At 54.3% G+C, this 11,999-nt stretch carries 14 protein-coding genes; 8 read left to right on the forward strand and 6 right to left on the reverse strand.

Annotated elements, in window-relative coordinates:
- Nucleotides 1-82: 82 nt before the first annotated feature.
- The gene (locus tag WNY38_RS06520; RefSeq protein WP_342856523.1) at nucleotides 83-1,120 is read right to left on the reverse strand and encodes a Hint domain-containing protein; all 1,038 of its coding nucleotides are present in this window, start codon (nucleotides 1,118-1,120) and stop codon (nucleotides 83-85) included.
- Between the two features lie 485 nt (nucleotides 1,121-1,605).
- Here WNY38_RS06520 and WNY38_RS06525 point away from each other — a divergent pair, with 485 nt between their 5' ends.
- The 3 genes from WNY38_RS06525 (at nucleotide 1,606) to WNY38_RS06535 (ending at nucleotide 4,747) form a co-directional block, all read left to right on the forward strand.
- On the forward strand, nucleotides 1,606-2,385 hold the full coding sequence (locus WNY38_RS06525; RefSeq protein ID WP_342856524.1) for an SDR family oxidoreductase: 780 nt from the start codon (nucleotides 1,606-1,608) through the stop codon (nucleotides 2,383-2,385).
- Between the two features lie 140 nt (nucleotides 2,386-2,525).
- Nucleotides 2,526-3,566, forward strand: a complete 1,041-nt coding sequence (locus tag WNY38_RS06530) for a methyltransferase domain-containing protein (protein WP_342856525.1) — start codon at nucleotides 2,526-2,528, stop codon at nucleotides 3,564-3,566.
- A 74-nt stretch (nucleotides 3,567-3,640) separates the two neighbouring features.
- On the forward strand, nucleotides 3,641-4,747 hold the full coding sequence (locus tag WNY38_RS06535; protein ID WP_342856526.1) for an ABC transporter ATP-binding protein: 1,107 nt from the start codon (nucleotides 3,641-3,643) through the stop codon (nucleotides 4,745-4,747).
- Between the two features lie 10 nt (nucleotides 4,748-4,757).
- Here the strand turns inward: WNY38_RS06535 and WNY38_RS06540 are convergent, their stop codons facing one another.
- Together WNY38_RS06540 and WNY38_RS06545 are read right to left on the reverse strand one after the other, a co-directional pair.
- Nucleotides 4,758-5,495: a YafY family protein gene (locus WNY38_RS06540; RefSeq protein ID WP_342856527.1), complete on the reverse strand. Its 738-nt coding sequence runs from the start codon at nucleotides 5,493-5,495 to the stop codon at nucleotides 4,758-4,760.
- A 3-nt stretch (nucleotides 5,496-5,498) separates the two neighbouring features.
- Nucleotides 5,499-5,735, reverse strand: a complete 237-nt coding sequence (locus WNY38_RS06545; RefSeq protein WP_342856528.1) for a hypothetical protein — start codon at nucleotides 5,733-5,735, stop codon at nucleotides 5,499-5,501.
- Nucleotides 5,736-5,950: 215 nt separating this feature from the next.
- Between WNY38_RS06545 and WNY38_RS06550 the strand changes: the two genes are divergently transcribed.
- From WNY38_RS06550 to WNY38_RS06565, 4 genes are all read left to right on the forward strand, one after another.
- Nucleotides 5,951-6,166 carry a twin-arginine translocase TatA/TatE family subunit gene (locus WNY38_RS06550; RefSeq protein WP_342856529.1) on the forward strand — a complete coding sequence of 72 codons (216 nt, stop codon included), beginning with the start codon at nucleotides 5,951-5,953 and terminating at the stop codon, nucleotides 6,164-6,166.
- An 82-nt stretch (nucleotides 6,167-6,248) separates the two neighbouring features.
- Nucleotides 6,249-6,941, forward strand: a complete 693-nt coding sequence (gene tatB, locus WNY38_RS06555; RefSeq protein ID WP_342856530.1) for a Sec-independent protein translocase protein TatB — start codon at nucleotides 6,249-6,251, stop codon at nucleotides 6,939-6,941.
- On the forward strand, nucleotides 6,938-7,843 hold the full coding sequence (gene tatC / locus WNY38_RS06560; protein WP_342856531.1) for a twin-arginine translocase subunit TatC: 906 nt from the start codon (nucleotides 6,938-6,940) through the stop codon (nucleotides 7,841-7,843). Before tatB ends, tatC begins: the two co-directional genes overlap by 4 nt.
- 9 nt (nucleotides 7,844-7,852) lie before the next feature.
- Nucleotides 7,853-8,695: an ATP-binding protein gene (locus WNY38_RS06565; RefSeq protein WP_342856532.1), complete on the forward strand. Its 843-nt coding sequence runs from the start codon at nucleotides 7,853-7,855 to the stop codon at nucleotides 8,693-8,695.
- A gap of 89 nt (nucleotides 8,696-8,784) precedes the next feature.
- Here WNY38_RS06565 and WNY38_RS06570 read toward each other — a convergent pair whose 3' ends face one another.
- The 3 genes from WNY38_RS06570 to surE form a co-directional block, all read right to left on the reverse strand.
- Nucleotides 8,785-9,990, reverse strand: coding sequence for a LysM peptidoglycan-binding domain-containing protein (locus WNY38_RS06570; RefSeq protein WP_342856533.1), 1,206 nt, complete (start codon nucleotides 9,988-9,990; stop codon nucleotides 8,785-8,787).
- 71 nt (nucleotides 9,991-10,061) lie between these two features.
- On the reverse strand, nucleotides 10,062-10,703 hold the full coding sequence (locus tag WNY38_RS06575; protein WP_342856534.1) for a protein-L-isoaspartate(D-aspartate) O-methyltransferase: 642 nt from the start codon (nucleotides 10,701-10,703) through the stop codon (nucleotides 10,062-10,064).
- Nucleotides 10,700-11,482: a 5'/3'-nucleotidase SurE gene (surE, locus tag WNY38_RS06580; protein ID WP_342856535.1), complete on the reverse strand. Its 783-nt coding sequence runs from the start codon at nucleotides 11,480-11,482 to the stop codon at nucleotides 10,700-10,702. Before surE ends, WNY38_RS06575 begins: the two co-directional genes overlap by 4 nt.
- 121 nt (nucleotides 11,483-11,603) lie before the next feature.
- Between surE and WNY38_RS06585 the strand changes: the two genes are divergently transcribed.
- Nucleotides 11,604-11,993: a VOC family protein gene (locus WNY38_RS06585; protein ID WP_342856536.1), complete on the forward strand. Its 390-nt coding sequence runs from the start codon at nucleotides 11,604-11,606 to the stop codon at nucleotides 11,991-11,993.
- Nucleotides 11,994-11,999: the final 6 nt, after the last annotated feature.

Genomic DNA, 11,999 nt, shown 5'->3' on the forward strand with positions numbered 1-11,999 from the left:
CAAGTCTGAAGTGAAAAATGATAAAAACGCCCCAACTCAGGACGCGTTTTTATCATCTGGGTCGCTGAGCTTATGCGCTGCGCTAGATTACAGACGGGGCTCGTAATAGAAGCGCCGCCTCTTCTGGCGCAAGGCCATCAGCAATTTCATACGCCCGTGTTGGCTGTTGAAATTCAGTGGCATTTGATAGCCGTGCTTGAATTTCGGCAGGAAGATAAGGTTTGATCTGCGTGTCGACAAACATGCTTTCGGCCGCGATACCTTCCGCATAGATGATTTCGTGATTGTCGAACAAAAGTTGGTAATATTCGACAAAGCCACCGGCAGATTGTACAACATTCACACCGTTTACCAACAGCTTTGCCTTGACCAGAACTTCCGCGCGCCCTGCATGCAGGCGGTCTTTGCGCTGGTAGATAAAGAGACGGTGATTGGGGCTAACAGTCAGATCGTTCTCGTTGTTCAACGTGCCTTTTTTGATAATAATCGGTGCGAAAGATCCTGTGGCACGCACGGTTTGATGACCAATCCAACGGATTTTACGTGGGCCATGGTCTCGAGTCAAAACACGATCACCGATATTGAGCTGCTCAATGGGCTTTTGCATGCCATTTGCCATCGTAATCAACGTGCTACGGGTAAAAGATACGCAGGCAACTTCAGCCAAACGGGTCCGTGGATTTTCGCGGTTCAACGTCACAGCTGCGTAGTCTTGTTTTTCATATAGTGCATCTAGAGGCAGCATATAAGTGTCCTCGATCATGCCAGTATTGTCGAGTTCGATCATGATCATGACCTCAACGGTTGATCCATCGGGCGCCATCAATGTCACGACGCAATCAAGATGCACATTTGCCCCCACTGTGCCCATTTCAGAGCCTTCGGCGATGGTGATCGTATTGTCATGCACCGCAACAGACAGGTGCACGCGAGGTGTGTCGCTTTCAAGTTGATAGATGTCGGCCAACTCGATCTCATCGGCGTAAGAAATCGCATCACCGAAGTTGGCCCCATTAGTCACACGAAAAGCGTCCGCGCGGTAAGCCGGCAAAACCTGTGTTGGCACGGCACCCGTGCTGAGGCTGATCTGAGAGGGCGTGTTGTACATGGTTTCAATCATTTGTTTGCAGCTCCTGTGTCTTGGCACTGATTTTGATCGCACGCAGGTCTTTTTCCCCAAAAAGAATCGCAGCGGTTTGTAAAATCAGCCGTCACAGAACCTAAACTATGCCAGAAAATGACACGATTGTATACCGTTACACCGAGATACATATGAACACCTTTACCTACTATCAATAGAGTTAGGTATAGTTGTGAACAATGGCGGGAATTTGGCAAGATTGGTGATGGTGCCGTTTTTTTTGTAGAAATTGCGTCATAATTGTTTTCTCGCCATTACAATTATATGCAGTTTTCAACATCATATAATCATGTCGAGTCGGTCACAAAACAACTGGTCCAATTGTTGCTTTTGCCAAAAAGACACTTAGGCAAAACACAAGACGTGCAAAGGATGTGCTTGCGCGAGGTCAGCATTGGCGTCACCCTGCCACAAGAAATAAACCCAATCAGATAAAAAAGATCGATTCTTCAGGAGGATACGTGATGGACCTTGGAATTAGTGGAAAACGTGCGCTGGTATGTGCCTCATCTAAAGGATTGGGGCGTGGGTGCGCCTTTGCTTTGGCAGAGGCGGGTGTGGACTTGGTGCTCAACGCGCGCGGAAGCGAGGCGTTAGAGGCGACAGCTGCCGAAATCCGGTCCCTATATAATGTTAACGTAGAGGCGGTCGCGGCAGATATCACATCAGAGGACGGTCGCGCGCAGGTTTTAAAAATCGCAGGCCAAGTCGACATTCTTGTGACCAACGCGGGCGGCCCGCCCCCCGGCATGTGGACCGACTGGGACCGTGACGACTTTATCAGCGCGCTTGATGCTAATATGCTTACGCCGATTGCCCTGATCAAAGCTTTGGTGCCGTCGATGATGGAACGTGGCTGGGGGCGTGTGGTCAACATCACCTCTGTTTCCGTGAAGTCGCCGATTCCTGTGCTTGGTCTGTCGAATGCAGCGCGCGCTGGGTTGACGGGCTATGTGGCAGGCACATCGCGTCAAGTGGCCAGCAAAGGCGTGACCATCAACAATCTTCTGCCTGGCATTCATGCGACAGACCGTGCCGTATCGCTCGACGCCGGGGCCGCCGCGCAGCAAGGTATCTCTCCTGAAGAGGCCAAGCAAAACCGTGAGGCGGGCATTCCGACACACCGTTATGGCACGGCCACTGAATTTGGCGCGACATGCGCGTTCATGTGCTCGCAACATGCGGGCTTTATGGTTGGCCAAAACGTGTTGCTCGACGGTGGCGCGACAGTCTCGACTATGTAAAATAGCTGGAAGCCGATCATCACGGCCTTCATACATTCGTTCAAGCTTGCGTGAGGCAACGGGCAATTGGTGCTCGTTGCCTTGTTCTTTGGCGGACATCTCGCGACAGTCTTGGTCAACTTTGATCCAAGGAGCGCGCGATGAGCCACGCAGATGTGCAAGACTATTACGGCAAGACCCTGACAGGCAGTGCCGATTTACAAACCAACGCCTGTTGCACACCTGACGAGATGCCCGATCACGTGAAAGCCGTGTTGTCGCGCATCCATGACGAGGTGCTGATGCGCTACTATGGCTGCGGCCTGATCGCGCCTTTGTCGCTGGAAGGTATGCGCATTTTGGATCTGGGCAGCGGGGCAGGGCGCGATGTTTATGCTTTGTCGCAAATGGTTGGGGAAACGGGTTTGGTTGTCGGCGTTGATATGACCGAAGAACAGCTTGATGTGGCCCGTGCGCACCAAGAGTATCACGCCAAAGAATTCGGCTTTGCCAAATCCAACGTCGAATTCCACCACGGCTATATCGAAGAACTCGACAAGCTGCCGTTCGAGGACGGATCGTTTGACATCATCGTGTCCAACTGCGTTTTGAACCTCGCGATGGACAAAGACGCCGTGTTGCGCCAAGCGCACCGGTTGTTGAAAGACGGCGGCGAGATGTATTTCTCCGACGTGTATGCGGACCGCCGTATCCCCGATGTCTTGCGCGCGGACCCCGTGCTTTACGGCGAATGTCTGTCTGGTGCGCTTTATTGGAACGACTTTGAATATATGTCGCGCAAAGCGGGTTTTACCGATCCGCGTCTTGTGACTCATCGCCCTTTAACGATTGAAAACAAAGCTTTGGAAGAAAAAGTGGCGCCGATTCAGTTCACATCAGCCACCTACCGCTTGTTCAAATTGGACTTGGAGCCAGAGTGCGAAGACTACGGCCAAGCTGTCATTTACAAGGGCACAGTGCCGCATGCACCGCATGTTTTCGTGCTGGATGGCGGTCACGCGATTGAGGCTGGCAAGGTGTTTGCTGTCTGTGGCAACACGTGGAAAATGCTCAAAGACACGCGTTTCGCGGCACATTTCGACTTTATCGGATCGTTCGACTCCCATTACGGCATCTTCGCAGGCTGTGGCGGCACCAGCCCGTTCACCCAAACGACAGGCGACGAGGTGCCTTGCTGCTAGGCGTCAAACAGTTGCTAAGGCTGGTTTGGACTGTTAGGACTAACCAGCCTTAGAGTTTTTGTCGGATACATCTTGTGAACGCCCACACCCCAACTCAGACGACGCCAGCGCATCCGCGCTTGGAAATCCGCAATTTGCGTCGAACATTTCAGGGCAGAGATGTCGTCAGTGATGTGTCGCTTAAAGTGATGCCGGGGCAGGTGACCTGTCTGCTCGGGCCTTCAGGCTGCGGCAAATCCACGACCCTGCGGATGATCGCTGGCGTTGATATGCAAGACAGCGGTGAAATTTACGTCGATGGTCAATTGGTCTGCGATACCTTGTACCGTGTGCCGCCCGAAGGCCGCTCTATCGGTTTGATGTTCCAAGATTTCGCGCTGTTCCCGCATTTGTCTGTCGCGGCGAATGTTGCTTTTGGCCTGAAAGGGTCGAAGGCTGAAAAACGCGCCCGCGTTGAAGAGCTGCTGGGCAAAGTCGGCTTGATCTCAGCCACCAACAAATTCCCGCATGAGCTGTCTGGCGGCGAACAACAACGCGTGGCTTTGGCGCGTGCGCTTGCACCGCGCCCGTCGGTGATGTTGATGGACGAGCCGTTTTCTGGCCTTGATGAGCGCCTGAAAGACGAGATCCGTGATAGCACTTTGGAAGTTCTTAAAGCCGAAGGCACTGCGGTGCTTTTGGTCACTCATGAACCTGACGAGGCCATGCGCATGGCCGATGAAATCGCTTTGATGCGCGATGGAAAAATCGTGCAACAAGGCGCACCTTACAACATTTATAACGCGCCAAAAGATAAAAAATCCGCTGCGTTCTTCAGTGATATCAATGTGATAGATGGCAAGGTTGAGGGCGCTTTGGTCTCTACTGCTTTTGGCGAATTTCTCTGCCCCGGTCACGCCGATGGCACGCCGGTGGAAATTGTTATCCGACCGCAGCATCTGCGCATCGATTTTGATCGCGCCGGTCGCGGTCCAAATCCAACGCCGCAAGACGGTACGCCCGCACGCGGTATTGTGGAACGCGCGCGTTTTATGGGCCGTGAAAGTTTGGTTGAGTTTCGGATGGATTTCGACGGGTCTATCTTGCGCGCCACAGTGCCGTCCGTGTTCTTGCCCAAAGTTGGGACGCCCTTGTGGCTGATGCTGCGCCGCGAGCGGTGCTTTGTGTTCCCTGTTACTTAAATTCTGCGGCTTAGATAGCCGTTTTCGGCCCTTGGCTGCTCATCTCGGCATCCATCTTGGCCAAGTGATCTTGCAAATTTTTGCCCGCCTCATCTTTGAACGTCGCCCCTGTGTCGATCAGCGCTTCAATCCGATCCACGCGAAACACCTGAAAATCATTTCGTAACTCGCACCATGCACTCATGGTCCAAACGCGTCCCCAATATTCCAACTGCAGCGGACGAATAAGACGCGTGCTTGCTGTATTATCTAGCGCTAAGTAACTCATACGGATCAATTTTTTCTCACGCACAGCATCTCGCAACAGCGGCATATGCTTGAATCCTGCGGCAGCATCGGCAAAGGGATAGACGGCAAAGCCCCAACCTGTGCTGGGCGGGCTTGCGTTCTCTGGCAGAACCGCGTCGATTTTGGCGGCCAAGCTTTGCGCGGATTTCGACAGATCAGGATCGGTGGCCTCGCCCAAGATCGCCACAGCCAAATGCAGCGCCTCAAGTTCGCCCATGGTAAGATTCATCGGCGGTAAAGTGATTGGCGCTGTGACCATATAACCGACGCCGCGTTCGCCCTCGACCGGCACGCCAGAGGCGCGCAAAGTGGCCATATCGCGCCAAATTGTACGCTCGGACACTTCCAGCCGTTCGGCAAGGTCGTGCGCGGTGTGCAATGCGCCATCGCGCATGATTTGAATGATATCAAACAGACGGTCGCTGCGCCGTATTCCGGTTTGTTTGCGACCGCCTGCCATAGATTATGCCGCCTGCGCGCTCATAAGGGTGTCATGGCGCATGGTGACGCTGTCCATATCGGCCCAGTGCACATGATCCAGCCAAACGCCATCTTCGCCCAGTGACACGTGACGCGACACAAAACCCTTTTGGCGCGCCGCAAACGGTGTCAGCCCGTCTGATGCTGTGGCAATGGTTTGCGGGTCCGTGCCTGTGATGGCGCGAAAGGTAACAGTTTCAATAATTTGAATGTTTTTCATCGTGGTCTCCGATTCGATAAGCGGACCTACGTTTTGCGCCTTTCCAACTGACATAAACCTGTCAGTAGAGAAAATCTAGCCCGTTGGATCGCGCCAATGTTGTGCATCGATCGTATTTTGCAAATTTGGTGCTTTTCCTCGCCGATTTCCACGTTAAGTCTATAGCAGATGAATTTTTAGGCGAACGCTCAGCGTTCGCGAACAGGAGAAAGACTATGCTTAACAATATCGGTATTCCGGGCCTTCTGCTGATCGCCGTCGTGGTTTTGGTTCTTTTCGGCCGCGGCAAAGTGTCGGGTCTGATGGGCGAAGTGGGCAAAGGCATCACAGCGTTCAAAAAGGGCGTTAATGACGGCACCAAAGAGATCGAAGACGAAGCTGCCCAAGCGTCAACAGACGTCACTGAAGAGACTGAAAAAGACAAAGTCTAAGCTGTATTCAGTTGGATTTCGGGGCGGGACTGGTTTGCCAGATCGCCCCACTTGTTTTTGACGCATTGAAAGGCGACTCCACATGTTTGACATCGGTATGTCCGAACTCCTGATCATCGGGATCGTGGCTCTTATTGTGGTGGGCCCCAAAGATCTTCCGGGTATGTTTCGCACTTTGGGACGCTTCACTGCCAAGATCAAGGCCATGGGACGCGAGTTTTCGCGTGCGATGGAAAATGCCGCCGATGAGGCGGGCGTGAACGAAATTAAAAGCAGCCTGAATGCCGCGACGAATCCTAAGAAATTTGGATTGGATAAGCTTAAAGAGGCTGCAAGCGATTTCGAAAATTGGGATCCGATGAAATCGGGCGACACCAAAACGCCCCCGAAGCCTGCAATGACCGAAGAGCGCGCGGCAGCAGCCAAAAAAATCAATGAGGCGACAGCGGCCTCCGCCACGGCGCGCAAAGCCGCTGAGGCGGCAGCAAGTGACGTGGCAACAGCCGTAACTGCGCCCGCAAAGAAAGCGCCTGCGAAAAAGCCTGCCGCTAAAAAAGCCCCTGCAAAAGCAGCGGCCCAGACAGCAACGGCCAAGACCACTGCGGCGAAAACGGCAGCGACGAAAGCCACTGCGACCCAAAGCACAGCAGCCAAGACGACAGCTGCTAAAACAACCGCCAAAAAAACAGCCGCGAAAAAGCCCGCTGCCAAAAAAACGGCGGCCAAGCCAGCGCAGACCACGACCGCTAAGACCAAGAAAGAAGGCGACGCATGAGCCAGACAGACACAACCCAAGACGAGGTCGAAGACAGCTCCGCCCCGTTGATCGAACATCTGGCAGAATTGCGCACACGGCTTATTCGGGCCGTTTTGGCCTTTTTCGTGGCCATGGTGATTTGCTTTTCCTTTGGCGGCGCGATCTTGGATTTCTTGCTCATGCCGATTGAGAAAACCATGCGCAGTCTGGGGAATCCAAACCCCGTCATGCAGTACACAGCGCCACAAGAATACTTCTTCACGCTCATCCGTATTTCCATGGTGGGCGGCCTTATGTTGTCTTTCCCCGTGATCGGACATCAGTTGTGGCGTTTCATTGCCCCCGGGTTGTATCGCAATGAAAAGAATGCATTTTTGCCGTTTTTGATTGCCTCGCCCATGCTGTTTTTACTGGGCGCCGCTTTCGCCCATTACATCGTTGTGCCGCTGGCCATGGCGTTCTTTCTGGGGTTTGCCGATCTGCCCTCTTTCATGGCCGCACTTGTCGCCTCTGGCGGGGATGCAGGCGTGGCCACGCGCGAAAGTGGCATCGACATCGTGTTCAATGGCAAGGTCAATGAGACGCTTGATATCACCCTAAAAATGATCGTGGCCTTCGGGTTGTGCTTTCAATTGCCTGTGCTTTTGACCTTGATGGGCAAAGCGGGCTTGGCGACAGCGCATGGGCTGCGCTCTACCCGCAAATACGCGGTGGTGGGCATCTTGCTGGTCGCCGCTTTGGTGACGCCGCCAGATGTAACCACCCAGTTGATTTTGTTCGTTGTGGTCTACGGCCTTTACGAGATTTCGATCTTTCTTGTGGCGCAAGTCGAGAAAAAACGCACTGCCGAATTGCGTGCTGCTGGGATTTTGGATGAAGACGAAGAGCTCTACAGCCACTTCGATGACGACGATAAGTAAGGGTAGGACATGGCCAGCAAGACACTGAAACGCATCGCAGACGCCTTGGACCGGATGGCGCCAGCACCTGAGGCAGCGCCTGACTTTGACGCAGCCGACGCTTTCGTGTGGCACACAGGGCCTGATCGCTTGGTGCCGGTCATGCAGGTGTCTCGGGTGGATCTGTCGCTGTTGATCGGCATCAATCGCTCGCGTGATACTTTGCTGGCCAATACCTTGCAATTTGCCCGTGGCCTGCCTGCCAACAACGCGCTGCTTTGGGGCGCGCGCGGCATGGGGAAATCGTCACTGGTCAAAGCTGTGCATGGCGCGGTCTGCGCAGACGGCTTTGCGTTGAAAGTCGTCGAATTGCAACGCGAAGACCTGCCCACAGTCGGACGTTTGCTGGATCACTTGCGGGCCTCAAAGCATCGTTTCGTGTTGTTTTGTGATGACCTATCTTTTGGTCATGATGATGAGCATTACAAATCGCTGAAAGCCGTTTTGGATGGCGGAATCGAAGGGCGTCCTGAGAATGTGTTGTTCTACGCGACGTCCAACCGCCGCCACCTGATGCCGCGCGATATGATCGAAAATGAACGTTCATCCGGGATCAACCCCTCTGAGGCGGTCGAGGAGAAAGTGTCCCTGTCGGATCGCTTTGGTCTGTGGCTTGGCTTCCACCCGTGCAGCCAAGACGAGTATCTTTCGATGATCCGCGGCTATTGCGACACCCACGGGATCGAGATCGATGACGAAACTCTGCGCGCTGAGGCGATTGAATGGCAAGCGACCCGTGGCTCGCGTTCGGGCCGTGTAGCGTGGCAGTTTTTTGTCGATCTGGCAGGGCGCAAAGGCGTTGCGTTAGAATAGGGATCAGCACCGCATTTCAAGCATTCATATCAAGACAATAAAAAAGCCGCCCCAATCTGGAGCGGCTTTTTGCTGTACTGTGATGCGTCTTAGTTCAGGTAAGGCGCGGGGTCGACCGTTTGCGTGCCTTTGAAAACCATGAACTGCAAGGCGTTGAATTCATTGGCTGCCACCTTAGCGATGCTTTGACCTTTTGAAACATTGTCGCCTTTTTTGACCGACAATGAGTTGATAAAACTATAGGCTGTTTGCAATCCATCGCCGTGGTCGATCACCATAATCTGCACGCCGTCCGCATTGGTCGATACCAGCTTCACCGTACCCGCTTTGGCGGCTTTTACGTTGGACCCAGCAGGGGCTGAGAACAGCACAAATTTTGATTTCGCTTTGTCATAATCGCGTATGATTGGGCCTGAAACGGGCTTTGTCATCTCAGAGCTAGACGTTTGCGTCGATCCTAAATTGGGCGCTGGCGTACTTGGTTTGACAGGCTCTGCTGTCGCCTCTGCAGGGTCGGGAAGTGGCGTTGCGGCAGAAGGTGGTGTCGGTGTTGGCGTCGCTTGGCCGCTGCCAGGGGTTGGTATATTTGTGACAGGGGCGGAGGCGGTGTTTTGCGCTGTTTTCACAGGGATCAAAACATAGCGACCCTCTTGCACGGCAAGGTCAGATCCAAGGCCGTTCCAATCCGACAGCGCGCGCACGGAGACACCGTATTGGCGCGCAATGGAATAGGCGGTTTCGCCACGTTGCACTTGGTGGCGCACTGGCTCTGTCGAGATATCCGATGTGCTTGGTTTTGACATCGAAGTTATTGCAGCAGGCTGATCCAAGGGCGCTTCGGTCAGAACCTCATTGGCCAAAGAGCTCACGTCAATGCGCTCACCTGAGGCAATCGTGCCTGTTGGGGTCGCTACATCGGACGAAGTGTCGATACGGCGCGGCAAGGCGATCACTTCGCCGCTGCGCAACTCTACACCGTCTGGAATGCCGTTGTATTTTGCCAGTTCAGAGGGCGACAGGCCGATGCGGTTGGCCAAGGTGTCGATGGTGTCGCCCTTGCGTGCGACAGCCACTTGGTAATTGGGGTAAGAAATGACGCCTTTGTCATCTGCCTTTGGTTTAGCGGCTGTTTTGGCCTCAAGGGCTGCGGGGGCTGTTGAAAACCCATTGGTCAAGCCGCGCAGATCGAAATCTAGCGGTTTGTCACAGGCGCTCAGGGCCAAAGCCGCGCAACCACACAGCGCCAAACGGCGAAGTTTGCGTGGGCGGGAAGGTGCCAATTGGATAAATGTCATAGCTCGATCCTCAAATTTTCGGGTCGTTGCCCGCGGGGGTGTTGCCCCGAAAATTGGCCCAACACGGGCGGTTACTCTTGACCCATTCCCTCAAGCAAGGGCACAAAACGCACGGCACGCAGTTCTTCGTAATCAAAGCCTTTTTCAAGGCGTGTCACCTTGATCAGGCTTTGCACAGTATCAGACTGGCCCACAGGCACCACCATGATACCCCCAACACGCAGTTGAGCCAAGAGTGGCCCTGGCGGGTCTTCGGCTGCTGCGGTCACGATAATGCGATCAAAGGGGGCTTGTTCGGGCAATCCATGGCTGCCGTCGGCAGAAAACGCCGTGATATTGACGATGCCAAGCGCGTCGAACACCTCTTGGGCTTCGCGTACCAAACGCGAAAATCGATCCACCGTATAGACACGCCGCGCGAGCTGGCTGAGCACGGCGGCTTGATAACCCGACCCAGTGCCAACCTCTAAAACTTTGTCACGTGGTTGCACATTCAAAGCCTGCGTCATCAACCCCACAACAGAGGGCTGCGAAATGGTTTGGCCGCAAGCAATTGGCAAGGGCATGTCTTCATAGGCACGTTCAGCAAACAGCCCACGCACGAAACCGCCGCGATCAATTTTTTCCATCGCAGATAAAGTTCGGCTGTCTGTGACGCCCTTTGAGCGCAGGGTGTAGAGAAATTGCATTTTACGTTCATCAGCCGGCGTCATTGCAGCGCGGCCTCGATATCAGCAAGGGCATCATGGGCGGTCAAATCCGCGCGCATAGGCGTGACAGAAATTTCACCCGCCAAATTGGCTGAGACATCCGTGCCTGCCCCTGTTTCCACGTTTTGTGTAGACCCAGTGACCCATAAAAACCGCCGTCCAGAGGGCGAAATCTGCGCCTCAACGGCAAAACCCGATCCCTGACGCCGTCCTTGGCGGGTGACCGCGATATTGCCAGTTTCCGCAGCACAGACAGGCGGGAAATTGACGTTGTAAAACAGATTGTAATCCGTGCCCCCCCATGGGGCCTTATCCAAAAGGCGGCGCACAACGGCGGCACCATGAATGGCCGCACTCTCAAAGGGATCATCTAGATCTTTGTTGCCGGCGCCAAAAAACTGGCTCATGGCGATGGCTTTGACGCCTTGCAAAACCGCCTCCATCGCGCCACCGATGGTGCCGGAATACATGACATTTTCGCCCGCGTTGTTGCCGCGGTTTACGCCGGACAAGACCAAATCAGGGCGCTCGGGCATCACGTCATGCAATGCGGCCAAAACGCAATCGGCGGGGGAACCTTCCGCGGCCCAGCGGCGTGGGGAAAGTTCTGAAATCATTGTGGGATGGGCGTAAGAAATGCAGTGGCCAACGCCGGATTGCTCAAACGCAGGGGCCACGACCCAAACTTCGCCGTCAGGTCCTGCAAGCTCGGCTGCGATGCGTTCCAAAGTCACAAGTCCCGGCGCATTGATGCCGTCGTCATTGGTGATGAGAATGCGCATAAATTCGCTGCCTTTTGCCCGTCTGTTCCTTCTTCCATAAAGCAGGTCGCGAATCACGGCAAGGCAGGGTTGCAGCCTTTGGGCGTTTGTGGGCACTCTTAGGCAAATAATGGAGTTTTTTATGCCAAAACCGATCTTAGATGCCGTTGCTGTGAGCGCCACAGATCTGGCACGCGCCAAAGCTTTTTACGCCTTGCTTGGGTTTGAATTTGAAGGCGGGTTCGTCAGTGACGACCATGTTGAGCCAAAGCGGCGTGCAGGCGAGCCGCGCTTGATGATCGACAGTGCCGCTTTGATGGAAAAGCTCAACGGCGAGGCCCCGCGCGCGCCGAACCATTCGATTTTTGCCATGCTTTGCGATAGCCCCGCTGAGGTCGATACTTGCGTGGCGCAGATCAAAGCCGCAGGTTTTGCGGTTCTGACCGCGCCTTGGGACGCCTTTTGGGGGCAGCGCTATGCGACCGTGGCCGATGCTGATGGGTATCGTATCGATCTGTTTGCGCCGCTCTAAAATCCC

The organism is Pacificibacter sp. AS14 (genome assembly GCF_038899935.1).
GTDB lineage: Bacteria > Pseudomonadota > Alphaproteobacteria > Rhodobacterales > Rhodobacteraceae > Celeribacter.